This is a genomic window from Capilliphycus salinus ALCB114379 (genome assembly GCF_047276495.1).
GTDB lineage: Bacteria > Cyanobacteriota > Cyanobacteriia > Cyanobacteriales > Microcoleaceae > Capilliphycus > Capilliphycus salinus.
In genome coordinates this window covers 3,316,934-3,342,107 of the sequence record NZ_CP178543.1, presented here as the reverse complement: position 1 = coordinate 3,342,107, position 25,174 = coordinate 3,316,934, and the positions used below count along the sequence as shown (strand labels likewise).

Sequence of the window (25,174 nt, the reverse complement as noted above, 5' to 3'; positions counted from 1 at the left end):
CCATGATACACAACCCAACCCAAACAAACCCTACCCTCGAACAAAACCAACCCCTCTCCCAAACCCTCCTCTGGCAACTCCAACGCAACTTCTTCGCCCAACAAGGCATCAACGCTTGGAATCACAACACCGTCCCCCACTACATTACCAGCAACCCCTACATTGCCAACGCCTACGCCAAAGTCGTCCTCGGCTACCTGCGGGACTGGCAATTAATTCTAGATCCCACTCATCCCATCTACATCCTCGAACTCGGTGGGGGTTCGGGTCGTTTCGCCTACCACTTCCTCAAAAAATTCTGGTCATTCTTCCCCCAGACTTCCCTCAACCCCCTCCCCGTCAAATACATCCTCAGCGACTTCTCCCCCAGTAACCTCCATTACTGGCATCATCACCCCTTCCTCCAACCCTACTTCCAACAAAGCAAACTCGACATCGCCCAATTTGATGCCCAAAACTCTCAAACCCTCCACCTCCAACACGCCAACCAAACCCACACCACCCTCAAAAATCCCCTCATCGTCCTCGCCAACTACTTTTTCGACTGCCTCCCCCAAGACGCCTTCACCCTCAAACAAAACCAACTCCACGCCAGCCTCGTCAGCCTCACCCTACCCCCCCATCTCACCTCCCCAAAGCTCGAAGACCCCGACCTCGTTCGCCACCTGCAAATTACCTACAGCGATCGCCCCATCACCCCCAATTACTACGATAACCCCGCCTACAACCAACTCCTGCATTATTACCAACAACACCTCAACAACACCACCGTTCTTTTACCCATCATCGGACTGAAATGCCTGGATAACCTGCGCCGCCTCAGCCAAGACCGTTTACTCCTGATCTCCGGTGATAAAGGTTATAGCAAATTAGAAGATTGGCGCGATCGCCCGAAACCCTACATGGCATTTCACGGTAACTGCTTCTCCCTGATGGTCAACTATCACGCGATCGGGCAATATGTAATTAATCAAGGCGGTCAAACCCTGCACACCCCCCACCGCCACACCAGCCTCAACATTTCAGCCTTTCTCTTCGGTCATCCCCCCACCAACTACGCCGAAACTCGCCACGCCTATCAAGAAGCGATCGTCAACAACAGCCCCGACGACTTCTTCAACCTCAAAAAAGCGATAGAATACCACTGCGATCGCCTCAGCTTACAACAAATTATTGCCTACCTGCGACTGAGCGGTTGGGATACAAAGATTTTCCTCGGTTGTCTGTCCCCTTTAACCCAACAAATTGAATCCGCTAGCAATTCTCAACGACAGGAACTCATTCAGGTCATTCAAAATATTTGGGACACTTATTACCCCATCGGCGAACCCCAAGACCTCGCCTTCCAACTGGGCGAACTATTAATCAAACTGCAAGACTATCACACCGCTTCCTGGTACTTTCAACAGTCCCTCAAACTGTACGGACTCCAGCCCAACACACTCTACAACTTGGGACTATGTTACCATCATCTCAACAAACCCGATGCCTCATTGTACTGTCTCCACCAAGTTCAGGCATTAGATCCAACCTTCGCCCCCACCCGAAAAATTAATAGTTGATATAAATCGATAATCACGGCGTTGAAAACGGCCTCTTGGCTGATGTTTTCCGGTGCAGCGTTACTGGCGTAATGCCATCCTCGTTTATTAAGTGCTAGGTAAAAAAACGGGTTAGATAGGAAAAAATAAGTGTATTCCGAGCGAAGCCAATCGTCTACTCAAGCCGTTTTAGATTTCAGCCAATCAATTAACGCTTCCAATTCATCTATCGATAAAAAATTGATGGACTTGCCATTAAACCGCTCTCGAATCAGGGCATTTAATTCCCGTTTGGTGATGCCCGGCCCCTTGCGAACCCGCTCAATCTCATCAATTTTTGCCCAGTGTTGGCGGATAAACTCTCTATCGTCCTTCGGTTTGGCTTTAACCTCCACCAAATTCCGCAAACCCGAAGACTCAAATTCTGAAAAAGGGATACCGAACACCTTACAAAAATAGGATTTCGCCCTCGCCTGCGAATCCAACGTTTGGGATAAATATTTCCAATATTCAATAGCCAAATCTTTAGAAATTGCCCCGTAATACCATTGGTTATCCGGTTTTTCGTTGTGATAAAGTTCTCCAAAGCGCCAGAAACTCGCTCTCGGGATGTCGTGACGTGCGAAACGCTTCCCTCAATAACTCTTGAAAAACGGCAGCTTTATCCTGTAAAACCAACGGAACATAACTCTCCAGAGAGGGTAATTCAATATTTTCTTCTGGATTTCTGAGTTGATGACCGCAGTAAGGACATTTCCAAGCGGTAGAATTAATTGCCTTATCGCATTCCGGACAGAGAATCTGGTAAGTGCCATCGGCGTGAGTATTTTGCTCATCGAAAGCGACAAATTTATCATTAACCAAAGTTGTCTCGGCAGGCCACATCGAATAAGCTTCCCGCCCCAAATCCTCAACCGCCCCAAAGTTGCGGAGAATGCCAGCAAAGTCGAGTACCAAACAATCGGTTTTCTCTTGATGGTATCGCAAACCCCGACCCACCATCTGAATCGCCAACGCCTTGGACTTCGTGGGACGGCAAAGCACGATACAATCGGCAATGGGAGAATCAAAACCCTCACTCAAAGCCGACACCGAAACCAGACAGTTAACTTCCCGTTGGGAAAATTTATCGAAGATTTCACAGCGATCCGGGTACCCAGTCTGAGCGATTACGATCTCGGTTGAAATCTTAACTTTTTGGAGTTCTTTCACCACCGAACGGGCGGGGCGCGCAAGTTGAACAGAAAACGATGGATTGTCTGGTGGAGGCGTGTTCGAGATAAGCGGTAATAAACTTCTCCAACGCCGCAGGAGTACAGTAGGCGCTTTCCATTTCTGCTTCGATATAATCTCCCATCCGAATTCGTAACGCAGCCAGAGAAGTGGGCGGGTCAATGGATTTGTATTGAGCGGGTGATAATCGCTTTTTTAGTTGCAGTTCATAAACGGTTGCTCCTAAAACTTGCTCATCAAAATAATCCGAGAGAAATTCTTTTGATTTCAACCGCCAGGGCGTTGCAGTTAGTCCAATGGTAATTATAGAATCGGCTTCTCTTGGAGAATTTTGTTCATAAAACCAATATTCCTTCTTGGGGTGCATCCAGTCTTCAGTCCGGCGAATAAATTGCCTGTGCTTGGGAATTAAAGCTTGCAGTTTGTCAACGTAAGTGGTTTGATGGGCTTCATCCAAAATTAACACGTCAATGGGTTTGTATTGAGTCGAATTAAACCAAAATACCCACCGCCCATCTGGTTTTTGAATCAATCCCTTTCGGGGTTGACCCGTAAGTTTCAAAGATTGCCAAGTTGCCACCACACAAGACGATAAAATATCGGGATAATGATTCCCGCTGCAACCGCTCACCATTAATTTAATTGCGGCAAATTTATCAAGGGTTTGCTGGATTAAGCTCGTTCGGTGAACAATAAATAAGGTAAATTTATCCAGTCCAGAAAAGGTGTTGATGAGGTCGGCCGCAACGATAGTTTTTCCGCCTCCGGTTGCCAAAGTCAGCAGTTGTCGCCCGATGCCGTTGGTAAGGTTTTGATGGGTGGCTTCCACCATATTTTTTTGATACTTGTAGAGCCGCATTGTGAAGTGATAAATGCTATGGAATTAAAACCATATTACCACAAAATTTGAGTTTATAGCCACAGAATAGGGTTGTATTTTTCTGCTTGCAGCCTCCGAACTTTGAGCCACATCTCCCGGCGATTAATCAACGGGATTAAACCCCATTCAGTTGGGAGTAATTCCGGAAAGATAACGCCCCAGATTGCTACCATTTCCAAGTATATATGGGGGTCGGTTCAAATTTTTAGTGAGGTGTCGTTCGTAGAATTTTAGCATTTTTTCTTCCCCAAAATAACTAACTGTGCAGTTATCAACATCGATTGCAATTGTTCGATGAACTCCAGAACGCACGAAGTTTATGAAATTAAAATAAAAATCGTGTAGTTTACAGAAAATTGACGGTAGCAATTTCTCGTGAAGTCGGGTTGGATTGAGGGGTTTTTGTGAACGAATTAGAAACCAATAGTGAGGGTCAGAACGGATGCGCGTTTATTCAAAAACACATGGACTTATGCTTTCTACAGAGCAACCCATCCATTTTTCCTTATAAAAATCTATTTCCGTATGCGAAAGTCCTACGCTATTCTATTGCATTCAAGTCATCCAATGGGAGTAAAGGGAGAATGGAGCCGAAGAGTTTGAGTAAAGTTTGTAGGGGTGTTGCCGCTAGAATCTTCTCAAATGTCCTTGAGCCATAGTGTTGGGCGATAGCGATTGCATCTTCGGCGACTTCTTCGGGAGTGGTATCACCATTGAGAAGATCGCCCACTACTGCGGGTAGAAATTCACGGGCGGCCCAGAGTTCCGAGTCAGTCAGATTTAGATCATCAAAAGTGTGCGTTTTGCTATTGAGAGCTAAATATAGCATTTCGCACAGTTTGACCAATTGCCTAAAACCGAACGGCAGCAGGTCATTGACGACATGGCTGACCCGACTCCGAGAAACCCCGACGGCAAGAGCGACTTGGGTAGTTGTTGCCTTAACTCCATTTTGAACGACATTCCAGACAGCCTCGAATATACCCCGCTCAGTTTGGGTTCCCTTTCTAGCCGATGAGGGACATAAATCATAAGCTTCGACTTGTTCAATGGTGGCGCCTGTGAAATAGTGAGCGATCGCATTGAGGTCAGCCTCGGAATATTCACCAATCAAAAATGCCTCTAACTGTTCCGAAGGTCTGCGGTTGGCTCTGAGTCTGGCGATCTCTTGAATATCCTCACTTACAACTTTCCGTTTTACCCAAGCCCCATACTCGCCAAAAAGATCGGTCGGATTAACAATCTGACCCGTCATCGCCTGCCATTGGGAAGCTAAGTCCCCTAAATTGGCGATCGCCCGTCCGACGGGAATCAGCACTTCTGTATCAGTGAGTCTGTTAATTCCCCGTGAGTCGCGGAAGTGAGCGGCCATTTGATGAATTAACCCTTGTTTTTCGAGTTCCAGATAAACTGGGTTAACGGTTTTGCTGTCATTATCGGTGAAAGCTTTGTGGTCAAACAGCGCGACATTTTTACCTTCGTTCAGCTTGGCGATCGCTTTTACGAGGTTAACGATCCGGTTGCCAAGGGCGAACTCACTATCGGTGTTGAGCTTGCCTTTGTTACCCTTACTGAACCTTTGATGGCCGCACTTGCCAACACCGCTTACAACGGTTATTTTGAGGTTCTTATAAGAAACTTCCTCGCCGACAACCTTTAAAATATGCTGTTGGGCATGGGTTCGGCGTAAAGAATCGATCTTCGCTTCAATCTCGTTAACAGTTTTTTGCCGTTGTTCAACTGTTTCGGGGTCAAACTTTGAGGCAAAGCTATTGAGTTGTTTGGCGTTCGCGTAGCGTCTCCGAAGGAGAATCGCCAACTCGGAATTAAGCCCTTCCAACTCCCGAGAAATATCTTTGGGTTTGAGATTGATAGCCATTGCCAAGTCTTCAGTTGTTGCCGTTGCATCGAGATAGAAAGTTGTTTGAAAACCTTTAACAGTTTGTTCGTGGCGGCGGTTGGGCGATGTAATTGTAAGGTGCCGACCATCAAGCCTCAGACTGTGTTTGCGATCGCCACAAACGACCTTGAGCAAGGGTGAAACCCAATCGGGTAAAAGCTGATTTTTGAGAGCGTTTAATCGTTCTTCGGGAGTCGCCAGGGAGTCTACTTTAAATGATTTGATAACGCGATCGCATTCATCAATGAATTCTTGGAGGGTGGGGGCTGCCCACTTCCAACCGATGAACCTATTAACTTCTCGGTTGAAATTGCCACCTTCAAAGGAAGTTTCCCAAACCGGATTACCCCAAGCTGATTCGGCTTTGATGAAATCCGAGTTGTAAACTGCCCAGATTATATCTTCTAGCTTTTGTTTGGCAAGTTCTGCTTGTAGCTTGAGGAGTGCATTTGGATTCACGATACTCGCCGAAGATGTATCTATGCCCTCAAAAAGAACGCTATTAACCACCTCGGAGTGAGCGGCACCATAACGTTTATTTTCGGGGTTGAAATTCTCTATTTCTGCGAGAATGTTGCTAAGAATATGGCGAATCACCGTCAGTAATTTCTCATCTTTTGTTGCCAGCCTACCGATAGTTTCAAGGATTTCGCGCTGAGAAACTGTCACCGTTTCGGTCGGGTTAAGACTATCTAACGCTTCCTCAACAATCCCGATATCGGTTGAACGGGGGCGGGGCATTGTCTTCAAATCTGCCGAGATATTTGGATCTTCGTTCAAGACAGATTGTTTGCCGACCAACAATGGACAAACAACTTTTTCTCCATCGGTATAATCCGGGCAAGTTTCGCAGAGCGGGGTGTTTTTTCCTCCGAATATCGGTCTACCTTTGGTGTTGGAATAGATGAAGGATTCTGCATCCCGACAACTGCGTTCGATATCCGGGTTTTTTCCGGCGGGTGTTTGGATTAAATAGGGTTTTCCGAGTGAGGTTTTACGCGAGTAATCATAACTTAACCCCGCATGACGGGCCGGAAGTGGGATGAAGTTCTCCTCAATTGTTTCTGTTGACGGGTTGCGATAGTTTTTATCAAGATAGAAGATTCGGGGTTTTTTGCTCTCGATTTCTAAACCATTTTCATCAACGGTCATAGTTAAGCCTAAGTTGTTTAAGGTAAACTGTCCGGTGGTGTAAGATTTTCCACTGCCTGCGGGTTTGGCGTTAAGGATGTGTTTATATCCAAGTGCGATCGCCTCGCCAGCAAACTCAATGTCATCGCCATTTACTCTAATATCGGGATAACCCAACTCGGCCCACTCCAAAACAGTGGGTAACTCGCCCGGTACATAGGTTAAGAAGTTGTTTTTAGAGGATAAGTTTGGGTTTACCAGGGTGATTGGCGATTCGGGTTCCGGTTTCCCAAATCCCGTTTTTTGGGTAAACTTCTTAACTCGGTTAGCCAGAAGATCGGCAAACTTCTCAAATTTTCTTGGAATTCCAAATTTTTCATCCCACCGCTCTTTTGAGATGATTTTGTCTGAGCATTGCTTAGGCTGATGTGTATGTTCCTCATCAATCCCTAACTCGATCTTGAACTGGTCAGGTGACAGATATTGAATTTGATTCCAGTCGGCAATGTCGTCAATGTCATTTTTTGGTGTCTTCTCAAACTGACCCCACCAACCGACTACAATCTCAAACCCGAATTCGGACACCTGGGCTATAGTTTGCAGGTTGCCTGCTTTGACTCCGGGATTATTGCCAACTCCGGCATCGGGAAACAGTCGGACGATTTGCGGATTGAGTTGAGCTAAGTATTGCTTGAACGTTTCAAGGGGGTATTTTGCACTCGTAGGTGTTCCGATTACTGCAATATGATGAATGCCATCTCGCCACAGCCTCAGAGCTACCAGAAGCGATTTTAAGGCACCTTCACACAGCCACACCTCAACTATCTTTGTCGCCTCTGGATGTTTCCAGGTGAAAATCGGAGTATCACCATTTGGCAGATGGATCGAATTTCCCAACCAACTTGAACTCGCCCAAACATACTTGGCTTTTTTCGGGTTGTCTGGTTTGATTTGATATCCGGTCGCTTGGCCTGTGGGATTCATTGCGGCGATCGCCATCCCAACCTCACCGACAAGTTGACCGTCCCAAGGGTTTACCCCTGCCAACTGCCGACTTACTCCGGTGATTGCCGTTCCCGGCTCCCAATCAAAAATAAATCCTTGCTCGGCGCACCATCTCACCTCGTCAGAAGTTAACCGCCGATCTTCTATCAGGTGATGCGATCGCCACGAAGCCAGACCGAAAGCTTTTATTAATTTCTTGTGTGAGTTGTGCCGTGCTTCTACAGGTAAGGGGTTGCACTTGGGGGATTCTTGCTTAACCCGCTCCCGCTTGGGTGCGATCGCACCGTCGGGGTTCGACTCACCCGAGAGTTGGTGGACGGCTTCTGCAAAACCGATACCCCCATTAATCTCCCGAACGAACTTGACGATATCCCCTCCGACACCGCACCCAAAGCAGTGGTAAACACCCTTTGAGTCGTTAACGCTAAAACTGGGGGTGGATTCAGCGTGGAACGGACACAAACCTTTTAATTCTGAGCCGCTGCCGGATAAGCTCACCCCGTAACTTTCAACCACGTCGGAAAGCCGCACGCGATCGCTAATTTCATTTGCTTTATCAATGATTGAGGTGTTCATCACTCCGATACCTCCTTCGAGATATTCACCCTGTTCAGCCAGTTGTTCGCCTGGGGTCTTCTGCCTTGCGGCCGCTCTCACTTGCGGGTCATCACTCAGTAGTAAGCAAGGTTTGAGCGAGAATCCGAGTACATCCGTCGCCATCAGACCATCCGCCCAAAGCGAACTGAGCCAGAACATCTGAATCCCAATGTCGGGACAATCAACGCATCGGGCGTAACAGAATCCCCCGTAACAATCAATTCCAGTCGGGAGAATCACGAATTGATGGCCGTCCATCTCCAGAAGCCATTTACCCGAATCCCGAGCGGTCGAATTGAGGTCGCCTTTGGTTAACTCTTTTCGGGGTTTTCGCTTCTTTCGCTTGTCGATGAACTGGTGGGGAATCTTAAATGTCCAGATGATTGAGATCGCATCAAGGGGGCAACTGGGATAGGTTGAATCAATTTTTGAAGAGGTCTTGTTGACGGATTGATCAATGTGGTAGGATCGTTTGTGTTGAACCATGTTTCAACTCCATGACTTTTACAGCACGGAGTCACTGGTCTAAGCGGCTCAATCTCCGGGTTTGACTTGACTTTCAAGCTGTTAGGGGTCGGCGTGGCATCTAGCCATTGAATCCCCAAGCCTGTTAAGTTTTTGTTATATGTGTATTTTTGTTTTGGGGGGAGATTGACTCGGTTTAAACGAGTGACCCCTATTTTTTTGTTCGTAGCCGAACTCTCGGCTCAATATTCGAGAATCTATTGTTTTATAGGGTGATTATCGTGATTTTTCATCCAATCAATTCGGACTAAATTTTGAAGGTATAGCTTCGGAATTATGGAATTCCAGAATTGACCTTATAGAGTTTCAAGGAACTATTATTTGCGCTCTTTGGATTTGAGAGCATTCAATCGTTCTTCGCACCAGTCCATCGCAGGTTGATTCAGTGCAAGTTGTTCTTCGGGGGTTCTGCCCAGACGCTTTAAATAGGGTTTTAAGCCCGTTTCGTTAGAAGTCCCCCAAGTTTCATTCAAGAGCTTCAAAGATTCCATCAATCCCCTTCTCCTGCCTTTAAGAAAGCAAAGATGCAGTTGGGTTTGTTCCGGCTTAAAACCCTCAGAAGATAATCGGGATTGAAGTTCAATGATTTTTTCGTCAATCTGCCGGATGCGCTCAAGAATTTGTTCGGATAGTTTCTGTGAATTCATAATTAATCTTGGACGGGAGCGACCCGCGAGTACGCTGAATTTAATGGGAATGCTGCAATGAATTTAAAACTCGCGTCGGTAGGGGTGGAGAGCAAAAATTCTCGGTTTTCCGATGCAACTCCTGCTATTTTTATTCCGATTCTATCCTCTTGAAATGAATCAAATCTCCCTCGAACAAGTCGCCATAATTCCGACTAAAAAACTTAAAGAAAGCATCCAGTGTTTCAAACCCATCCGACAAGGCTAAAGTTCTCATTTCTTCTTGGGTAATCTTCAACTCATTAACATAAATCAGCCACTTTCTGGAGTTAATAACAATCGGTTGAACTCGGGTACATTCGGCATCGAATAGCTTCTCGGAATCTGTTGAACTTCTCTCTCTTGCAAACTTCCTCCTTGATGGAAACCACCAAGACCGGAGTTTGCGCTGTTTCCAATAGATTTGGAGTCGGTCGCCCACTTGAATTGGATACTTTCTTCTTCGGCGAATCGTTTGAGTTTTGGTTTGCGAGAGCAACTTATCTTTGAATACTGAAAAGCTAATTGCTGGCATTTTGAACCCGTCCTGAATTTACAATTCTATGGTTGCGAAGGCAACTCAGTATGGAATTGCCGTGCTATTTTTAACAAAATGCAAACGGTTATCTGCATTGGTTTGATGTAAATGTATTTGAGTGGGGGAAGAAATCTGAAAAGATTCGGGTTGCATTTTTCTTTCTGATTACCCTCATACGAATTGACTCGGACTCGAATGTTGCGGGGAGTTTTTTTGCGAAAGGCTACTGCCGTTATGTTATCACTTAAAGCTCCCCGTTTCAACCTTAATATTTCCCGTATCTCACCCCTCTAAACCTTGAGGTTGATGTGTGTATTATCGGCAAAAATGGGTTAGATATCAGGTGCTTTTTCCGTTCTTGATTTCGTAGGGTCTGAAAATCGGATCAGGAACTCCGAGTCTTTGTTGTTGTGTCGTTCAATCAAAATTCTTGCCGTCAAATCTTGTTGACATTCTGCAAGAATCGGCTTAAACTTTTCTTTCCATTCTTCGGGAAGATTGAAGGTTAGGACTTCAATTTTGGTGAGTATTCGTTCAAGTTCTCTGTTGTTCATTATTCGGGTGAAGTAGATCTGATCAATCGTTTGCAAACCAGAGAAAGTGTTACAGTATCCAAAACTATTAATTGGTGATAACTGTAAAACTTTCCCTGTATAATTAATACTCAACCGTTCACCGGATTTAAAATCCGGTGCGTGCGGTTGAGTCGATTCCCGACTCAAATTCCACCAAATAATTGATTCGGACTTGAGCAACATCGTAAACGATGCTTTCGCGGGTTTATGACTCCCGCACAACCGGGAGAAACATAAGTGCTGTGATAGCCACGAACTGGAAAATTACGGTCAGAACGAGTCGGTTTATATTCCCGCCCCATTGCAAAGTCACAAAGCAAAGCAAATACTAGGCACGCATTTTTTTCCCGCCCAACTTCCTACCGAATAATTAAGTGCTTTTGTAGAACATTCGGAACCATAAATGCCGTGTCCAAACATTCGACCATTGCAAGAGTCGCGTGGGGATAATTAAGCCTCCTTTGAGTATGCTTAATAAATTGGCGGTTGAAGTGCCGTGCCAATGAGGTTTAACGTTACCGATAGCGCACGCTTTTTTGTCATAAGCGGCATTTTGCATGGGCATATCCACCTGATAAACTCTACGAATGTGATAGTTGTAAGCTTGGTGGTGGGGGTTTTTTGTAGACTCGAAAAGTTTACGAATTTTGCGGAATTTTGAGCGCCCTTCTGATGTGGAAGCGGGAACTTTGGTTAAAGAGCATTCAAATACTTTCTCGGATGTTGGGAGCGAGGCTGAAATTACTGCTTGGAGCGCGTCTAAAATTCCAGATTGTTCTTGGATTTCGGCGCGGGTGGTTAACAGTTGAGTAGCCGAAGGAATTTTCATCTCCGTTGTCTTTAGGAACCAAGCGAAAATACTCGGTAACTAAATCTTCTGAATGGCGTTGATAAATGCGGTTGAGCAAGTTTCGAGCCGTTGCAATTGCACGCCCGTTTAACACCCCCAAAGGAGTGCGGAACTGACCCGATTGGGAGTTATATTTGATGGAGGTTACATCACAAATAGCCGCGAATGTTTTCTAAGACGAGATACTCGACTAAATCCCCCGTAGTCTTGCAAGTTTTCGCGCCCTTAATCTGCTCGGTTGCTATGAGTTTTAAATCAGTTTGAGCCGGAATTACCGATGCTCCTTCGTCAACGGTTTCGGTGTATCGATAGCCAAAGGCCGAGCTTTTCAGCTATCTTTTTATCCAGTTCGTTTTCAGCTTGGGAAATAGAGGGAAACTGTTTGGTTTTCGACTGCCGATGACTGCCTTCGAGTACCCGCCCCCATTCGGCAATGAACTTCCCGTCTGAGGTAACAGTACCAATCCAAACTTTATTACTGTTGCAGCTTGGGTCAAAGAAATTTAAGGTAACTTTGCGAATTGTTGTGATTGTGGCATTCATTTTTGTGCCTCCCAATAGATCAGAAATGTGTCGATTTTACGAAGAAGTTTTGTGGGTAGAGATGCACCCTTAGAAACCGTCGTTTTTCAACGCTTTAGAGAGATGAACGTAAGCTGTTTAAACTCGCCTGCAACCTGTCAATCTCCAACTGCATTGCATTCAAACGAGTCCGAGAATTATTGTTATCCAGTTCGGACGTGAGAAGACGCAGTTGCCGCTCAATCAATCCCTTTGGATAAGCGTGTTCGTAGCCTAATTTCCCCGACTTTGGGCTGATCACAAAGCAGTTAATTAAGTCGTGACGGCGATTCATTTCAAAAGCTTTTTCCACCGCCAAATACTTCCAATAATTATCGGGGTTGTCAATCAACCGAAAAGTGGTGTGAACGCCATCTATCTGCTCAACGATGGATCGGGTAAATCAGCCCCCCAACAGACGCGGATACTGTCGGCTAAAGCCTTAATTTGGCTGGAACTCGGACGCTCAAATTTGGATTCATTGAAAACGATATCGGCAAGATTAATGTAGGTCATGCGAATCATGGTGGTGCTTCCTTTATTACTAAGTTTGTGTGTGGGGGTGGGGTCAATTAGACCCCAATTAATTACAAAATGATATGGGAATTGCGGTCTAAATCACCGCAGAAACGGGGGCGAGTTCCCCTGCCAATTCCGCCTCATATTCCGCCAAATATTCACAATATTGTTGGTATTGTAACGATGTCATGCGAACGAAATTGAGTCCGAGGAGATGCCAGTAGAAATCGTTGCCATCGCGATAGAATGTGACAATTTCTTCCGGGCGAACGGTGCGTCCCAAATCGTGAGAAAGAATTTGGGCATCGTGGGAGGTAACAATGGATTGCAAGTCTTGATTGACATCAAATTCAAACATTTTCCTTTCCTTCCTTTGTGTCGATTTCAGGTGTTGGGTTTGATTGGTTTTAGTTTGTTTTGGTTTGTTTTGGTTTGATTGGTGTGGCGACTCGTATATTGGGGGTTTAGATGCAAGCAATACGGGCATCTACTCCAACATTTTCGAGTGGCTCTCTCGGTGTTTCCCTTTCAAGCTAGTTAAAGGCTTGGAGGATTATTTAGGATGTGTATGATGACCGATTAGACCAAAAAGCTGCGGGATATTTTGAGGCATTGAAGCGGCTTTTATTACCCCTTGAAACTATTATAATTAAAAGTCGCTTTTCTGTCTACATCTCTCCCTAATTCAGTGGAGACATTGAGTAAATTATGACCGATTCTCCTAGAATTTGAGATTGAATATTCAGGTAGGTTTCCCGTTGCTGCAAAAGTTCGGTGTTTAAGCGCTCGATATCCGCCCTCATTTGAACGAGTTGGTTTTCGAGTTGGTGGTGGCGTTCCCTCAACTGTTCGGTTGACAGTTGATTGAGGTCAGTTGCTTGTGTCATGGTTAATGAATCTAATGTGTTTTTTTGTCCCCTCGTTGGCTGCAAATAGCTGTTGAGGGGATGTTTTTTTGCCTTTACCTAATATTATCACCACAGCACACTATTGTTGTCAACAGGATAATGATAATATTTTTGAAGTGATATCATTGAGTTGAATTGATTGCGCCACTTAGCACCATGCTGAAAAATCGGATTCAGGAATTTCTCCAAGAACGGAGTCTTACCGTGTATGCTTTCTGGAAAAAGACGGGACTTGCACAGCGCACTGCCTATGACCTCAACAATGACCCGACCTATGTTCCCGGTGGAGATGTTCTTGCAAAGATTTGTGAAGCCTTCGACTGCCAACCGGGGGAGCTAATTTATTGGGATCTTAGGTCAAAAAAAATCGGCAGAACCTACACTTATCCCCCAAAAACCCACCGTCAAACCCACACAAGGAGCGCGACCATCTAGAATCACTCTGCGAGAGTTGAAACAGTTGTTGGGTTTGCGTTCTGATACTTCGGTCAAGCGTGCTAGGGAGAAGGGAGAGAAATATTTTCAGCAATGGACAAGGGACAAGTGTGGTGTGGCTTACCGTGCGGTGAACGTTGCTTCCGATCAATCCAGCTACGAGATTTGGGAGTACGAGCCAGTAGATTAACGTCCCATTGAGAATTGCCTTATTGACAGCCTAGCTCCAGACAATATTCATACAGAACAAAAACTGTGCAGTTGAGGTAATTTAGACAAACAACTCCTGAAGTTGTTGATGGGGATTTTGCGGGTTGACCTTCCAGACGCGATCGCATAACTGCTCAAGACTGTGAGTAGACCCAGCCACCAACAGCCCATAACAATCGATGCCCAACACAGGACCGTTTTTTGCCAAACCACTCAACAAAATCGACACCCACCCAACAATCGCCATCGGAGATGAAGATAATATCAGCGCCCTTCAAATCTCCCGGATGGGTACAAATCGTCTCAACTGCTTTCTGAATGGGGGCAACAAAATTAGTCCCGCCCCCGTCAAACCGAGAAAGCAAATTTTCCAGTAGTTTTTGGGGATGGGGACAATCGGGGGGAAAGTCATAAACCCTTGTCACCGCATGGGAAAAGTGAATAACCTGGAAATGCCGATTATCCTCCCGACAAAACTGATAGAGGGCGGCGCTCAAGGCTTTAGCCAGAAGTTCCCGTTGACCGCTCATGCTGCCGGAGTTATCCACACACAGCGCCATCGCCCCCTTGGATTTGTTAGTTTCATATTCACATCGGTACTGCAAAAGACTTCGCTGTAGATAGTTGTGGTAAAACAAACCCCGCAGTTCGGGTACGGCAAGTTGAGTCAGTTCATAAGGTGTAACCCTTGTTAAATCATCCCCCAATTCCAAGCCTTTGATGTTCCCGCATCTGTTGCTGGTCTGAAGACCTCCGCGACTTTCGTGCCGTATCCAACCATCGACCCGCCAAATCCGCGATTTCCCTGAGTAATGGATTTTGAGTCAGCAGTTTTGCCAATTTAATCTTGTCTTCGATTGGAATAAACTGCGGTTGGCTAACACCCGTACCGTATCCCAAAGCGGTCATTGCCCGTTGGAGTTCCTCAACAGTCGCGTTCGCGAAGCGTCTCCGCAGGAGAATCGCTTCTTCGACACCTTGACCCATCATCAGATAAACTTCCGAACCCAGTTGTTCGGCGTAAGCTTGAGCCTGTGCGATCGCTTCAAAGCCTTGTTGCTTGAGTTCCTCAAATTGTTGGGTAAGTTGTTCAAGCGACTTGGGGTCTGTGGTTTGTTGGAGTTGCGTTTGTTTTTGCCTTGCTTGATGTCTGATCGACTCAACATCTTTTAGGGGTGAGGAGGGTTTGGGAATGTGGTGCTTGAGATGGTTGGCAATGGTCATCGTGGCAATTCCCGATGCTGCAACGTCGTTGAAACACTTTTGGGTCAGAATCGTGAAATCGGGCTGGTCTTGAAAGTGTTGGTGCAAAACCGTCGCCCACTTGTGTTCGGGCAGAATCGGGTCAAGCCGGGGCGGGTGCGGGTCGTTGTAAAGCCTTTGAAACACTTCTAGGGTGAAAGTGTCCCAGTCCTTTATGGGGTCGTCGAGAACGGTGTTGGTCGCTTCGGTATTGGCGATCGCGTACCGTTGCCAGAAGATTTTGGATAACTCGTCCTGTTGATAAACCAGGGGATTAAAGGTAAACATGAGTACAAATCAAAAAACGTAATCTGTGCAGTTTATGTTGGTGTTGAGAAGTTGGGGGTGGTCGTTATGAAGTCAGAAGTTTGAAGTTTGAAGTGTGAAGTTAAGGTTAACTCGAATTAATAAAGCTTCGTTAGGTCTGGTTAACTCTATACTTCTGACTTCTGATTTCTGACTTCTAACGGCAGGCTTGCTCAAACAGAAGGTCAAATTCATCTCTCATTCCCTGAAGCTTCTTGAGTTGGGCGTTAAGAGAGAGGACAGACCCTTTACTTGCGGTCGAACGCAAATCTTCAATGGCTTGGATGACGTTGGCAAACTGACCCGACAGAACCCGCGATTGATTGTCGATTTGGGAAGATTTTTGTTGCGCCTGGGTGTGATTATTGGATCTTTTGCATTGTTTCCATTCTTCGATTAAGGCGGTAAACTTGCTTAATTCACCTTCGAGTTTGCTCGTCATTTCTTTAGCAACGCTTGCGGGTTCGGGACAAACCAGGTGGGCAACCTCCTCAATGTCGTGAGTTTCTGAGTCATAGTTTTTCAGCCAACAGCAGTCGGGTAAAAATTCTGGCAACAGGTGACGGCTTACGCTATGCTCTCCCCGAATCCAGGCGATCGCTTTCAAAAATCCCACCAACCAGCGAACTTTGCGGGTGCTGATGATGATACCTTTCTGGGCTTTGAGAAGATGGACAATCTTGGCTAAAGCTTCGACCGTTGGTTGGGGAAATGCGATCGCTTTTATTTGTCGCTGCGCTTCCTCTAATTCGGCTAGGGTGAAGGTCGTGGTAATTTTGGGGTCGCTACCATTAATTTCCCGGTGGATTTGTTTGAGGGTGTTGGATTCTTTTTGAAGATCTTGCAGCCAGGGTTTGTAGAGGAATCGGTCGGCAAACGCTTGCAGGTTGTTATCTTTGGGCGCGATATTTGCCGCACCGAATAGGGAAATTAGGGGGACTTTAACAATTCCATCGCCAGAGTCAAAGATGCGTTCGTTGAGGATGGAATGTAAACTGTGCAGTGTCACTGAATTGGCATTGAAAACTTCATCTATGTATGCGACTTCCACATCGGGCAATTTACCTTTGTAGTTGCGAATTAACTTGTCATTGATTGTTAATTCCTTTACTGAGATATTTCCAATGAGCAGGTCGGGTACGGAACCTTCATGTAACTGGGTTTCAAAATACCGAGCGTTGCTGAATGTTCCGACCACCCAACCGAATGATGGCGGATTTGGCAACCCCAGGAGGGCCGAATAAGCATCCGTGATGCCTTGAGAGCAGACAGGCTAACACCCCGTCAATCATGTTTTCCCGTTCCAAGAATTTGGCGTTAAGTTCGTCTCGCAGCTTGTCAAAGCGTTTTTGTAGCGTTTGTGAGGTTTGATCCGTTTTGGGCTGTGTGGCGGTCATGGTGATTTCTCCTTGATGCAAATGGAAATCGAAGGCAGATGGCAGATGGTTGAGCGAAGGCAGATGGCAGATGGCAGATGGCAGAGGGCAGAGGGTTGTGCGAAGGCAGATGGTTGAGCGAGGGCAGGTAGCAGAGGTTTGAGCGAAGGCAGAGGGTTGATTGAGGGCAGGTAGCAGGGGGATGATATGTACCCTTTCGACCTAACCCAAAGGGCTTCAAATTCTTTTTCTAGTGAAGAAAGACTATTGTTAAGGAGAGGCTTTTTTTCAGATCCTCAACAATCCAAACCTTCTGCCTTCTGCCCTCTGCCATCTGGCTTCGAGCAACCTTCTGCCTTCGTTCTAAAATCCCACCGACTCATCACCTACTGCTGCGGTGGTGATGATGTTTTCGAGTTCGACTTCAGCAGAAGAAGGGGTTTCGGCTTCTACGGGTTCGGGTTCGGCTTCGGTATCCGTTTCGCTCTGGGCAACCTTTATGCTTCGTCCGGTAGCTTTCTGATAGTCCCGGTTAAATTGGGTCATGGCTTTTTTCAGAGCCTTGCATTTGCCCCTGAACATGGAGATCAGTTGTGCCTGTTGCGCTTCGATATCTTGAATTTCTGATGGGGCGAGGGTTTCCGGGTCAATTTCCTCCAGTTTGGCGAGGAATTCTTTGAGTTTGCGATCGCCGTCGAGTACCTTCCAAACCTGCTCGAAGCCATCGGTACCGTGACTGACCCGGAGGGAACGGAGGTGGTTGTGAAATTCCTGCAATTTGCCTGGGGCATCCTCTGACCCTTCCCGAAAAGCCCGATCCAAAGCGTCAATTTCTTCGAGCAACCCGTCCAACTGGGGATTGAATTTGGCTACCACTTTGAGTTCTTTAATAGCTGTTTCCAGTCCGGGGGCTTGCTTGCCGTTGGGTGTACCTTGAATTTCCCCAAACCGTTGCAGCACCGAGGCCAGTTTCTCCCAACTGGTGTTTGCCGCCATTGTCAGTCCGGTGGCGATCGCCTGCTGTTGGGCAAGATATCCTCGCTCGAACAGTTCGGCTTCGGCTTTGATGCGCTGCGCTTCGGCTTTGTCAAGTTCAGCCTGCTTGAGTTGTTGGGCGTAGTTGGCCCGTTTTTCCAGGTATTCCCGGTGGGAGGGAATTTTGGGGGGATCGCCGCACCTCCACCCGGATGTCTGACAGTTCCCCCGGACTGGGATATTGCGCCTCGTAAACCGACCGTGCCGCATCAATGTCGGTTTGGGAAATCCCCCTAGAATTGAGAATGTCTTCGATATCGTCGAGAAAGCTTTGTTTTTCCTGGGGGTAGAGGACAGCCAAATTTTCGGATTCCGACTGGGCTTCAGTTTGGAGTTCTTCAAAGCACTCCATTGCTTCGGCGATATTGTCCTGGTGGATGATTCGCCCCAATTCAAACACGACGGTTAGCTTTTCAATGCGATCGCGGATTGCTTCTAACCGTCCTTTGGCGAGTTGCTTTTCGCGGGAAAATGTTACCCGTTTGTTGCCCTTGATTCGGTCTGATTTAATTTTGAGTTTTTCCCGAACCGCTTCGGGGATTCCCAGGTCGGCATCGTCCAATGCCAGGGTTTGTCTCGCCCCATATTTAATGCTGACTTCAAAGATATACACATCTTGGGCAAACGCATCCCATCCTTTGAAGTTTTCCGAGGGTAGAGATGGGGATGTAGAAGTTTGGACTGCGAATACTGGCAGTTCCAGTCGTCGTGTTTTGAGTTCAGTTAACATAGTTTTGGTTTGCTTTGTTGTAAGTGGACTATTGACCGGGTGTACTTTGGCGAGTGGCCCGGTCATTTGGCTTGCCAAGAAATTTGATTCCTCTCACGTCTACGCTCGCTGGCTTCAACGCTCCCAGGGATAGGCTTGGCATCCTATTAGGGTTTTCCCTTTTGGTATCTCTTGGGTTGCCATATAACAGATTCGTTCTGTGCTTTCACAGATTAATGTATCAGCATACTGTAATAATGTTAAACTTAAGTGGTAAAAAAATAAATTATAAGCATATAATGTTACATTTAGCTGTAACAAAAGGGCGATGAGGGGTGATATAAGATACTGGTAGGATGAGAGGATATAGAGTAAACACAGAACCAATATGCAGATCTGTCCAATAGATCAAACTTATGGCAAGACTAGGCATAAGCAAGTGCTGTCCCTGCACTGCCATACCAACTACCTGTTGCCTTATTGCTATTAAACTTATTTTTATTACAGCTACCTGTAAAAATGCACTAAATTAGTGATATGTTGTTTAGAGACTATGGAGGATAGAAAGGTGTTTTGTAAATTGGCGGTTTTGATGGCAGAGCGTGATCCACATCTTTCGCAACGCCAATTGGCTAGAGAACTTGAACTCAGTCCCACAACCATTAACCAGCTTTTCGGGAATAAGTTCAAACGGATTGATGTGGAAACTGTAGAAAAGTTATGTAAGTATTTTCAGTGTGAAATAGGCGAATTGTTTATTCTCAAGCCTGTAAAAAATGAAGGGTGACTTGACTCCATTTTTAAAGTTAATCTACTGATAGTAGAGATCGGGAGCTATCAGTGTCTTGTTGTCAAAGTTGCACGAGGCTTTGAGAAGATTTGAATCGTTTTGCGGTCCCCGGTATTAATACCAGGGAATATCTGATCATGGATAAGTAACCTGAAAGACTTATAGCTTGAGCTAGAAGTCAGCATTAATAACTATAGTTTCGGAGTTTTATTCTGGTGCATTTAAACTCTTATCCTCGTGGACATTAGAAAAAAAATGATGTTAGAAGCAAAAGTTTTGATAAGATTAGCCATTGCCTAACTAATAGGTGAGGGGCATTTCTCCACTTCCAGACTCTCACTAAAGCGGTAAAGGACACCAGATGAGTCCTGAATTAACCTGACTTTGGATTTTGAAAGTCTCCAGTTTCCACCACAGGTATCGTGCATTCTCAGTTGAGCAATTACAGAGCTATCTGGATTATTGGGTGTTAGCAACCTCATTTCTGTATCGATTTCTTCAATATCCGGCCAGTAACCGTAATCCCAAACGACTCGCTTGACGACATCCGCCCGACTTATTCCGGGCCTTAACACATTCGCCATTGTCCCGGCTGAAATCGCAACTTGTCGCTTGTCACTGTTTCGGATCAGTGCTAATTTCTTATCAGGATTGGGCAGAAACTCATCAAAAAAAAGTCTGAGTAAAGTTTCATCTAGGTCAAGAGAAGCTATAGTAATCCCGTATAAATCGGTGGTAGTTTGTGTCATTAGACTTCCTCCTGTACTTTCCTTGATAAACGCAAATTGATCTGGGGGAATAGGGAACCTTTCATCGGGCGATAATCCCCAAATAATCCAAAAATCTCTGGCAGACTTGTAAGCTGTCTCTGCGAGTTGATTGCTGAAAAATCCCAGAATGGCATCACATTCAGCTTCATCTCGAACCCGTAAAAAGTTAGATCCGTAATCCCATCCGATCGCATTAGCAAGTTTGAGAAGACTGGACATGATTGGAGCCGTTATCGCATTTCTTTATTTTTTGAAGTTCAGATGGATGAACCTTTAAGGCTTTTGCTGTCCGATTGAGATCGGCTAAAGTCAGTTCATCCGCCAGAAGTTTTCTAATAAAATTCTCACTAACAGAGGCTTCTTTAGACTTAATTTCATTTGTAACAGGTCTGTTCCCCTGCTCGGGGATTTTCATCCTTTCCTTTGGTAAAGTCACATAGCCCTTAGTTTCTAGAATCTCATCAAGCAACCATCGACAAACCTTACTAAGAGAGCCGATAGCTGTTCTCTGAGCTATGTCTTCGAGAATTTCTTCGATTCCTTCTACTTCTACAGAGATCCTTCTTTTTTTGCTTGGCAAGGCAACCTCAAATATATCTACACTCTCAAGTTTACACTTTTGCAACCTCTGAATCATAGTGCTTCATGCCATACTTTGCATAACTTTGTAAAAAGGTGTTGCACTTTGCATAACCTTTTGCTACTATCATACTCATTGGTTAACGAAGTGGCAATTATCGGACTTAGCCAACGCCCAGCACTGATACCACCACCCTGAACGGGTATTTAAGTGTGGCAGATAAGCGATCGCGCTTATATGGCTTTTTTATTTCACCATCAGTGAGCCGTTGAGAACCCAGTGATGCACTCAGCTTACAGACAGGTCACAAAGAGACTGTCAGAGGTTCTCCCGGAGACAATTTACTGGATGACGACCCGAGAGCTAGAGAGCTGGCTAGGATTCTCAAACGCAACTCGAAAGCGCGATCAGTCAGTTCTGCAAGCACTGGGTTTAATCCCCAAACAGGTAACAGGTCAAGGGGGATATCCTCGCGACATCTTAGAGATTTGGTGGGAATTCCGCCAACTTCAGCACAAAACGTCTCGTTATTTCGCCATCACAAACATTCGTAAATTATTGGAGGAAATTAATCGTGAACAGCACGGACAAACAAGCAATCAAAGATGCGATGAATCAGTCGCCTAATGGGAACGGGAACGGGAAAAAAGCAACGGAACGTCCCCAACAAAACTCGTCAAAAACCTCCTCAGAACATCGCCGGACTTCCATTGCAGATGCGATGGGATTGAACGAAACCGAACGGGAATTGGTGGGGTTAACGAGCGACTTAAAATCCAAGCAAATGCTGCGATTGGTCGAAAGCGAAACCCTCCGCAAATTCGGCGAAGGCTTACAGGAAAGCGGCGGACTTATCGAAAACTTAAATACCCAGTTGGAGGCGTTACAATCCTACGAATTTACCCTTGAGGATGCCGCTTTTTTACTCTCTGGACAGCCGCTAACCCATGTCAAAATGCTGTCCGGTTCCGAGGGCTAAAAAGCAAAAAGGATCGCCTAGTTTTTACGCTGGCGATCTTACTCTACACAAAAAGCATTGATTTTAACTTTCTGAAAGCCATTATAGCAACCGCCGCGCCCAAAAAGGCTTTCAGATTCAACCCTCTATTTTCCCCCGTTTTTTCTGGAATCTTTTGATGAATGGAAGGAGCGCACTATGCCCAAGTTTTTCCGCCATAACCGACCCATCAATTACCAACCCCTTCTTAAATTTCTATTCCGCCTGGGATATTGGGGTTTAATCATCGCAATTTTCCTGTCAATTTGGTTATTTAAAGGATTCGGCGATGGACTTGTAGAAGCGGCAGAGATTGGATTGAAAGCCTTTCAATTTCTGCGAGAAAAGTGCAAAAATATTACCCCGGATTACGACGCACCGCACACAATATTCAACGGGATAATCTGATGGAGAACCTGACCGAAAACCAACGCTATACCCTACTTTTGGGGCTGGCAGCAACGGCAAAAACCAAGTCATCACATTTTGAATCGCACGAGCTAACGGATTCTCTAATCGACCTCGAAGATTTTTGCTTTATTGAGTACGAAGAAAAGATTTTTAAGCTGGCAGAGTCCCTTCAAAAACTCAACAGGTTAGAGATTTTAGACCTAATTATTGAGACGGCAAACCAACTGAAACAACCGGAGACGATAACAGCATGAACCCCGAAGAAAAAATTCAGCAATTACAGCAGGATTTGGCCGAACTTTCCCATATACTTGCGGGAATTGCGAACCATACCTTTTTCCAACAGATTGGCGTTATAACGGTTGAAGATATGGGAAAGCTCGAAGAAATAATTGAAAACAGATAGAGAGCGGATTTAACGGATTAACTTGACTGCGAATAGTCCAGATTTATGCTGTCTTACAGATAACTTAATCCGTTCTTCCTCTTAGTATCCGTTTCTTTATTATCCGAAACCAAGTCAAAAAGGAAATCATCTAATGAAAAAGAAAACTGTCAACGGAACCGACACTTACGGAACAACCGACCCCAAAGAACTCTACAATTTGGGCTTATATCCCCCGGAGTATTATCCCGACAAAAATAAGGATAAAAAGACCAAATGATTATCAAGGTAGATATTGACGAACGGCAATTTATCATCAATACCGATGCAATTTCCTGCATTGTTCCCCAAGCTGATGATGATGAAACATATCTAATTGAATTTAGGAGCGGGGGACATTACCCCATTACTTACAGGGAATTTACGCAAATTGCCGAAAAAATTGAACAAGAACAAAGAGCCGGAACCTGACAGGATGTATAAGCGTAAATCCACGATATTGATTACACAAAAGGGGGTTTATTTAATTCTCCATTCGTGCAAAAACGTTAATTTACCGGAGTAAAAACGATGACCAAACCATTAGGCTACTGGATTTCATCAACAAGTGCAAAAGAACAGCAAGCTATTACCAACATTGAAGGAATTTGCGGTTCATTCTTGCAAAACTTATCGGAAGAAGGCAAATACTCATTAATTGTAGAAATCTCCAAACAACTTCCGCATACCTCCTCAAGTCTTCATCCACAAATCAAACAGTCTATTAAAGATTTATCGGTGGGAAATCTTCTCAACTTGCTCTCCGCAATTTCCAGTTCTTTTTAACCCATCTAAACCCACACGGGAGGAATAAATCATGTTCAATGGAATCAGAAAATTTCTGGGATTGAAGCCCGTCTATACCCTGAATATTGTTCCCCAAGACGAATATACACCTAATAGCAATTCTTGGGAAGATGATGAAGATTTTTTCGATGAGGAATTTGAACGGGAAAGGCAAGAATATTATGACGAATGGTACGACGATATTATGGCTGTTCAAGAACTGAGTGCCAGAAACAAAATTGGCGAAAAACTTTTAGTCGAATGCGATGATAGCGAACCCGAATATGCAAGTCTCGCCTTGGAAAGATTGGGTTTTCTTCACAAGAATTTCTCCTACCCCGGTAACGAAGACTTGGATGATGATTATGAGGATGATGATGATGATGAACAAATCTGGGGACATAACGAGCATACCGGATGGATGCCCAGAAGTGATTATTACGACTCGGGAAGTCCATATTATGGCCTGGATTTTGTAGAAGATTAAACCCCAAAATGAGGAAACTATATCGACAACTAACCCCACCAAAAGAGGAAACATGAACATCGCAGAAATCCAAAAAATCGTCGCATCAGAAATTCTCCGGGTGCAAGCCTTAAGAAAAGGGGTGGCAGTGGAATATGTGGGTTTGAAAAAAGCCTTCTTACTGTTCCTGATAAATTGTTATCTTTCTGTTTTTCGCTGGTATCTCAAAGGTTAATAAAGCTAGAAAACGGGGTGAAATATCCCCAATCTAACCCCATTCAATTCTTCTCTTTTATGTGCAGATTATTTGATGGAAAACTAACGGGAAAGAACCGAGCAATAAACTGGTATTTAGCCCGGTTTAATTGGCGGAAGATAGCCCAAAGGGAAGCGGTTCTTTTGAGTTTGGCTTGCGGGATGGTTTTACTGATTTCAGCCCGTCATGTGGTCAGATTAACTAAGCGATTAATTCTGCTATTTGCGCGGTTCGTACTCTCCCCAATTATCCGATTTTGTAGTGGGTTTCTCGGCTGGGCGTGGACGGCATCTTTGACTTTGGAAAATATCAGACTTTGGTAGGGATTAATCATGGGCATTTTTGGCACATTATTCGGCAACGATAACAGTTCATCCATCACCAATTCAAGCGGGGGTGCCATAGAAAATGGGGGACACAATATCAGCATTTCCACCGCTTTACGACCCACCAATTCTCGCGTTCCCCGCCCTTCAAACCCTGGTAGTTTTGAATCGATTCGCACAGTTCCAGTGCTGGAAAGCCCTCGGTATTTTACCGCAGAAGAAGAGGTCGCCCTGGGTCAATTGGCGAAGGAGAAAAAGAAAGGGGCATACCATAGCGAAAAGGCATACAAACATCTCGAATCAATTGATACCAGCGATACCCGAGTTCACGTCGCCCATTACGGCTATCAAGAAACCTTGGCAAAAAACGAAGATACCAAGCAGGGTGCGACTTCCAAATTTGCCGCAACTTTGCACGCTTTAAGGCCCAATTATGCAAGAAGGGAGGCAAGTTTGCAGGGATTGGATGAAGCCAAAACTCATCAGGTTAATCAAATTAAATCTAAGGTTAAACAGCGATTGGCGATGTTGAGGGGCGAGGGGTAACGGATTAAATCTCTGACCTTAATAATATCCCCCGTTGAAGGGAAAGAAACGGATGAAATTGGTAACGGATTCAATCTCTGA

At 45.3% G+C, this 25,174-nt stretch carries 33 protein-coding genes; 13 read left to right on the top strand and 20 right to left on the bottom strand.

Going from position 1 to position 25,174, the window contains the following annotated elements:
- Window positions 1–2 precede the first annotated feature (2 nt).
- Complete coding sequence (locus ACL6C3_RS13890; RefSeq protein ID WP_413167780.1) at window positions 3–1,562, top strand: tetratricopeptide repeat protein; 1,560 nt, start codon at window positions 3–5, stop codon at window positions 1,560–1,562.
- A gap of 158 nt (window positions 1,563–1,720) precedes the next feature.
- Here ACL6C3_RS13890 and ACL6C3_RS13885 read toward each other — a convergent pair whose 3' ends face one another.
- The 13 genes from ACL6C3_RS13885 to ACL6C3_RS13825 all read right to left on the bottom strand — a co-directional run bounded on the left by ACL6C3_RS13885 (window position 1,721) and on the right by ACL6C3_RS13825 (window position 13,407).
- A complete protein-coding gene (locus ACL6C3_RS13885; protein WP_413167779.1) occupies window positions 1,721–2,062 on the bottom strand; it encodes a hypothetical protein in 342 nt (113 codons plus the stop codon).
- A 31-nt stretch (window positions 2,063–2,093) separates the two neighbouring features.
- The gene (locus ACL6C3_RS13880; RefSeq protein ID WP_413167778.1) at window positions 2,094–2,753 is read right to left on the bottom strand and encodes a DEAD/DEAH box helicase; all 660 of its coding nucleotides are present in this window, start codon (window positions 2,751–2,753) and stop codon (window positions 2,094–2,096) included.
- Window positions 2,731–3,633 (bottom strand): DEAD/DEAH box helicase, encoded by a 903-nt coding sequence (locus tag ACL6C3_RS13875; protein ID WP_413167777.1) that lies wholly within the window; start codon window positions 3,631–3,633, stop codon window positions 2,731–2,733. The genes ACL6C3_RS13880 and ACL6C3_RS13875 overlap by 23 nt, the downstream gene beginning before the upstream one ends.
- Before the next feature lie 562 nt (window positions 3,634–4,195).
- The gene (locus ACL6C3_RS13870) at window positions 4,196–8,773 is read right to left on the bottom strand and encodes a CHC2 zinc finger domain-containing protein (protein ID WP_413167776.1); all 4,578 of its coding nucleotides are present in this window, start codon (window positions 8,771–8,773) and stop codon (window positions 4,196–4,198) included.
- Window positions 8,774–9,129: 356 nt separating this feature from the next.
- The gene (locus tag ACL6C3_RS13865) at window positions 9,130–9,459 is read right to left on the bottom strand and encodes a hypothetical protein (RefSeq protein ID WP_413167775.1); all 330 of its coding nucleotides are present in this window, start codon (window positions 9,457–9,459) and stop codon (window positions 9,130–9,132) included.
- Window positions 9,460–9,589: 130 nt separating this feature from the next.
- Window positions 9,590–10,012, bottom strand: a complete 423-nt coding sequence (locus ACL6C3_RS13860; RefSeq protein ID WP_413167774.1) for a hypothetical protein — start codon at window positions 10,010–10,012, stop codon at window positions 9,590–9,592.
- Window positions 10,013–10,347: 335 nt separating this feature from the next.
- Window positions 10,348–10,773: a hypothetical protein gene (locus ACL6C3_RS13855; RefSeq protein ID WP_413167773.1), complete on the bottom strand. Its 426-nt coding sequence runs from the start codon at window positions 10,771–10,773 to the stop codon at window positions 10,348–10,350.
- 187 nt (window positions 10,774–10,960) lie between these two features.
- A complete protein-coding gene (locus tag ACL6C3_RS13850; protein ID WP_413167772.1) occupies window positions 10,961–11,419 on the bottom strand; it encodes a hypothetical protein in 459 nt (152 codons plus the stop codon).
- A gap of 309 nt (window positions 11,420–11,728) precedes the next feature.
- Complete coding sequence (locus ACL6C3_RS13845; protein WP_413167770.1) at window positions 11,729–11,983, bottom strand: WGR domain-containing protein; 255 nt, start codon at window positions 11,981–11,983, stop codon at window positions 11,729–11,731.
- Window positions 11,984–12,077: 94 nt separating this feature from the next.
- Complete coding sequence (locus ACL6C3_RS13840; RefSeq protein WP_413167769.1) at window positions 12,078–12,314, bottom strand: hypothetical protein; 237 nt, start codon at window positions 12,312–12,314, stop codon at window positions 12,078–12,080.
- Window positions 12,315–12,376: 62 nt separating this feature from the next.
- Window positions 12,377–12,526, bottom strand: a complete 150-nt coding sequence (locus ACL6C3_RS13835; protein ID WP_413167768.1) for a hypothetical protein — start codon at window positions 12,524–12,526, stop codon at window positions 12,377–12,379.
- An 88-nt stretch (window positions 12,527–12,614) separates the two neighbouring features.
- Entirely contained in the window at window positions 12,615–12,878 is a 264-nt protein-coding gene (locus ACL6C3_RS13830) for a hypothetical protein (protein WP_413167767.1), read from the bottom strand.
- 322 nt (window positions 12,879–13,200) lie between these two features.
- The gene (locus ACL6C3_RS13825) at window positions 13,201–13,407 is read right to left on the bottom strand and encodes a hypothetical protein (protein WP_413167766.1); all 207 of its coding nucleotides are present in this window, start codon (window positions 13,405–13,407) and stop codon (window positions 13,201–13,203) included.
- 177 nt (window positions 13,408–13,584) lie between these two features.
- On the opposite strand from ACL6C3_RS13825, the gene ACL6C3_RS13820 reads away from it, so the two are divergent.
- Window positions 13,585–13,863: a helix-turn-helix domain-containing protein gene (locus tag ACL6C3_RS13820; RefSeq protein ID WP_413167765.1), complete on the top strand. Its 279-nt coding sequence runs from the start codon at window positions 13,585–13,587 to the stop codon at window positions 13,861–13,863.
- Window positions 13,864–14,207: 344 nt separating this feature from the next.
- Here ACL6C3_RS13820 and ACL6C3_RS13815 read toward each other — a convergent pair whose 3' ends face one another.
- From ACL6C3_RS13815 to ACL6C3_RS13795, 5 genes are all read right to left on the bottom strand, one after another.
- Entirely contained in the window at window positions 14,208–14,780 is a 573-nt protein-coding gene (locus ACL6C3_RS13815; RefSeq protein ID WP_413167764.1) for a vWA domain-containing protein, read from the bottom strand.
- Window positions 14,770–15,603 (bottom strand): hypothetical protein, encoded by an 834-nt coding sequence (locus ACL6C3_RS13810; protein WP_413167763.1) that lies wholly within the window; start codon window positions 15,601–15,603, stop codon window positions 14,770–14,772. The genes ACL6C3_RS13815 and ACL6C3_RS13810 overlap by 11 nt, the downstream gene beginning before the upstream one ends.
- Before the next feature lie 175 nt (window positions 15,604–15,778).
- Window positions 15,779–16,819, bottom strand: coding sequence for an AAA family ATPase (locus ACL6C3_RS13805; RefSeq protein ID WP_413167762.1), 1,041 nt, complete (start codon window positions 16,817–16,819; stop codon window positions 15,779–15,781).
- Entirely contained in the window at window positions 16,785–17,018 is a 234-nt protein-coding gene (locus tag ACL6C3_RS13800; RefSeq protein ID WP_413167761.1) for a hypothetical protein, read from the bottom strand. The genes ACL6C3_RS13805 and ACL6C3_RS13800 overlap by 35 nt, the downstream gene beginning before the upstream one ends.
- A 342-nt stretch (window positions 17,019–17,360) precedes the next feature.
- Window positions 17,361–18,242, bottom strand: coding sequence for a hypothetical protein (locus tag ACL6C3_RS13795; RefSeq protein WP_413167760.1), 882 nt, complete (start codon window positions 18,240–18,242; stop codon window positions 17,361–17,363).
- A gap of 1,091 nt (window positions 18,243–19,333) precedes the next feature.
- On the opposite strand from ACL6C3_RS13795, the gene ACL6C3_RS13790 reads away from it, so the two are divergent.
- Window positions 19,334–19,528 (top strand): helix-turn-helix domain-containing protein, encoded by a 195-nt coding sequence (locus ACL6C3_RS13790; RefSeq protein ID WP_413167759.1) that lies wholly within the window; start codon window positions 19,334–19,336, stop codon window positions 19,526–19,528.
- A 299-nt stretch (window positions 19,529–19,827) separates the two neighbouring features.
- Here the strand turns inward: ACL6C3_RS13790 and ACL6C3_RS13785 are convergent, their stop codons facing one another.
- Together ACL6C3_RS13785 and ACL6C3_RS13780 are read right to left on the bottom strand one after the other, a co-directional pair.
- A complete protein-coding gene (locus tag ACL6C3_RS13785; protein ID WP_413167758.1) occupies window positions 19,828–20,520 on the bottom strand; it encodes a hypothetical protein in 693 nt (230 codons plus the stop codon).
- Window positions 20,495–20,881, bottom strand: coding sequence for a hypothetical protein (locus ACL6C3_RS13780; RefSeq protein WP_413167757.1), 387 nt, complete (start codon window positions 20,879–20,881; stop codon window positions 20,495–20,497). The genes ACL6C3_RS13785 and ACL6C3_RS13780 overlap by 26 nt, the downstream gene beginning before the upstream one ends.
- A gap of 348 nt (window positions 20,882–21,229) precedes the next feature.
- Between ACL6C3_RS13780 and ACL6C3_RS13775 the strand changes: the two genes are divergently transcribed.
- From ACL6C3_RS13775 to ACL6C3_RS13730, 10 genes are all read left to right on the top strand, one after another.
- Entirely contained in the window at window positions 21,230–21,508 is a 279-nt protein-coding gene (locus ACL6C3_RS13775) for a hypothetical protein (protein WP_413167756.1), read from the top strand.
- Window positions 21,456–21,860 carry a hypothetical protein gene (locus tag ACL6C3_RS13770; protein ID WP_413167755.1) on the top strand — a complete coding sequence of 135 codons (405 nt, stop codon included), beginning with the start codon at window positions 21,456–21,458 and terminating at the stop codon, window positions 21,858–21,860. The genes ACL6C3_RS13775 and ACL6C3_RS13770 overlap by 53 nt, the downstream gene beginning before the upstream one ends.
- 365 nt (window positions 21,861–22,225) lie before the next feature.
- Window positions 22,226–22,543 (top strand): hypothetical protein, encoded by a 318-nt coding sequence (locus tag ACL6C3_RS13765; RefSeq protein WP_413167754.1) that lies wholly within the window; start codon window positions 22,226–22,228, stop codon window positions 22,541–22,543.
- Window positions 22,540–22,695 carry a hypothetical protein gene (locus ACL6C3_RS13760; RefSeq protein ID WP_413167753.1) on the top strand — a complete coding sequence of 52 codons (156 nt, stop codon included), beginning with the start codon at window positions 22,540–22,542 and terminating at the stop codon, window positions 22,693–22,695. The genes ACL6C3_RS13765 and ACL6C3_RS13760 overlap by 4 nt, the downstream gene beginning before the upstream one ends.
- Window positions 22,696–22,828: 133 nt before the next feature.
- Window positions 22,829–22,954 carry a hypothetical protein gene (locus ACL6C3_RS13755; RefSeq protein WP_413167752.1) on the top strand — a complete coding sequence of 42 codons (126 nt, stop codon included), beginning with the start codon at window positions 22,829–22,831 and terminating at the stop codon, window positions 22,952–22,954.
- Entirely contained in the window at window positions 22,951–23,145 is a 195-nt protein-coding gene (locus ACL6C3_RS13750; RefSeq protein WP_413167751.1) for a hypothetical protein, read from the top strand. The genes ACL6C3_RS13755 and ACL6C3_RS13750 overlap by 4 nt, the downstream gene beginning before the upstream one ends.
- Before the next feature lie 99 nt (window positions 23,146–23,244).
- The gene (locus ACL6C3_RS13745; RefSeq protein WP_413167750.1) at window positions 23,245–23,499 is read left to right on the top strand and encodes a hypothetical protein; all 255 of its coding nucleotides are present in this window, start codon (window positions 23,245–23,247) and stop codon (window positions 23,497–23,499) included.
- Window positions 23,500–23,530: 31 nt separating this feature from the next.
- Complete coding sequence (locus ACL6C3_RS13740; RefSeq protein ID WP_413167749.1) at window positions 23,531–23,986, top strand: hypothetical protein; 456 nt, start codon at window positions 23,531–23,533, stop codon at window positions 23,984–23,986.
- A 52-nt stretch (window positions 23,987–24,038) separates the two neighbouring features.
- The gene (locus ACL6C3_RS13735) at window positions 24,039–24,200 is read left to right on the top strand and encodes a hypothetical protein (protein ID WP_413167748.1); all 162 of its coding nucleotides are present in this window, start codon (window positions 24,039–24,041) and stop codon (window positions 24,198–24,200) included.
- Window positions 24,201–24,553: 353 nt separating this feature from the next.
- Window positions 24,554–25,093, top strand: coding sequence for a hypothetical protein (locus ACL6C3_RS13730; protein WP_413167747.1), 540 nt, complete (start codon window positions 24,554–24,556; stop codon window positions 25,091–25,093).
- The last annotated feature ends 81 nt before the right edge of the window (window positions 25,094–25,174 follow it).

What these genes read in the sequence shown, in the direction of transcription:
- ACL6C3_RS13890 (WP_413167780.1), top strand. Translation starts at nt 3, where the DNA reads ATGATACACAACCCAACCCAAACAAACCCTACCCTCGAACAAAACCAA.
- ACL6C3_RS13875 (WP_413167777.1), bottom strand. Translation starts at nt 3,633, where the DNA reads ATGCGGCTCTACAAGTATCAAAAAAATATGGTGGAAGCCACCCATCAA.
- ACL6C3_RS13870 (WP_413167776.1), bottom strand. Translation starts at nt 8,773, where the DNA reads ATGGTTCAACACAAACGATCCTACCACATTGATCAATCCGTCAACAAG.
- ACL6C3_RS13865 (WP_413167775.1), bottom strand. Translation starts at nt 9,459, where the DNA reads ATGAATTCACAGAAACTATCCGAACAAATTCTTGAGCGCATCCGGCAG.
- ACL6C3_RS13860 (WP_413167774.1), bottom strand. Translation starts at nt 10,012, where the DNA reads ATGCCAGCAATTAGCTTTTCAGTATTCAAAGATAAGTTGCTCTCGCAA.
- ACL6C3_RS13855 (WP_413167773.1), bottom strand. Translation starts at nt 10,773, where the DNA reads ATGTTGCTCAAGTCCGAATCAATTATTTGGTGGAATTTGAGTCGGGAA.
- ACL6C3_RS13850 (WP_413167772.1), bottom strand. Translation starts at nt 11,419, where the DNA reads ATGAAAATTCCTTCGGCTACTCAACTGTTAACCACCCGCGCCGAAATC.
- ACL6C3_RS13845 (WP_413167770.1), bottom strand. Translation starts at nt 11,983, where the DNA reads ATGAATGCCACAATCACAACAATTCGCAAAGTTACCTTAAATTTCTTT.
- ACL6C3_RS13835 (WP_413167768.1), bottom strand. Translation starts at nt 12,526, where the DNA reads ATGATTCGCATGACCTACATTAATCTTGCCGATATCGTTTTCAATGAA.
- ACL6C3_RS13830 (WP_413167767.1), bottom strand. Translation starts at nt 12,878, where the DNA reads ATGTTTGAATTTGATGTCAATCAAGACTTGCAATCCATTGTTACCTCC.
- ACL6C3_RS13825 (WP_413167766.1), bottom strand. Translation starts at nt 13,407, where the DNA reads ATGACACAAGCAACTGACCTCAATCAACTGTCAACCGAACAGTTGAGG.
- ACL6C3_RS13820 (WP_413167765.1), top strand. Translation starts at nt 13,585, where the DNA reads ATGCTGAAAAATCGGATTCAGGAATTTCTCCAAGAACGGAGTCTTACC.
- ACL6C3_RS13810 (WP_413167763.1), bottom strand. Translation starts at nt 15,603, where the DNA reads ATGTTTACCTTTAATCCCCTGGTTTATCAACAGGACGAGTTATCCAAA.
- ACL6C3_RS13800 (WP_413167761.1), bottom strand. Translation starts at nt 17,018, where the DNA reads ATGACCGCCACACAGCCCAAAACGGATCAAACCTCACAAACGCTACAA.
- ACL6C3_RS13795 (WP_413167760.1), bottom strand. Translation starts at nt 18,242, where the DNA reads ATGCGGCACGGTCGGTTTACGAGGCGCAATATCCCAGTCCGGGGGAAC.
- ACL6C3_RS13790 (WP_413167759.1), top strand. Translation starts at nt 19,334, where the DNA reads ATGGCAGAGCGTGATCCACATCTTTCGCAACGCCAATTGGCTAGAGAA.
- ACL6C3_RS13785 (WP_413167758.1), bottom strand. Translation starts at nt 20,520, where the DNA reads ATGTCCAGTCTTCTCAAACTTGCTAATGCGATCGGATGGGATTACGGA.
- ACL6C3_RS13775 (WP_413167756.1), top strand. Translation starts at nt 21,230, where the DNA reads ATGACGACCCGAGAGCTAGAGAGCTGGCTAGGATTCTCAAACGCAACT.
- ACL6C3_RS13760 (WP_413167753.1), top strand. Translation starts at nt 22,540, where the DNA reads ATGAACCCCGAAGAAAAAATTCAGCAATTACAGCAGGATTTGGCCGAA.
- ACL6C3_RS13755 (WP_413167752.1), top strand. Translation starts at nt 22,829, where the DNA reads ATGAAAAAGAAAACTGTCAACGGAACCGACACTTACGGAACAACCGAC.
- ACL6C3_RS13750 (WP_413167751.1), top strand. Translation starts at nt 22,951, where the DNA reads ATGATTATCAAGGTAGATATTGACGAACGGCAATTTATCATCAATACC.
- ACL6C3_RS13745 (WP_413167750.1), top strand. Translation starts at nt 23,245, where the DNA reads ATGACCAAACCATTAGGCTACTGGATTTCATCAACAAGTGCAAAAGAA.
- ACL6C3_RS13740 (WP_413167749.1), top strand. Translation starts at nt 23,531, where the DNA reads ATGTTCAATGGAATCAGAAAATTTCTGGGATTGAAGCCCGTCTATACC.
- ACL6C3_RS13735 (WP_413167748.1), top strand. Translation starts at nt 24,039, where the DNA reads ATGAACATCGCAGAAATCCAAAAAATCGTCGCATCAGAAATTCTCCGG.
- ACL6C3_RS13730 (WP_413167747.1), top strand. Translation starts at nt 24,554, where the DNA reads ATGGGCATTTTTGGCACATTATTCGGCAACGATAACAGTTCATCCATC.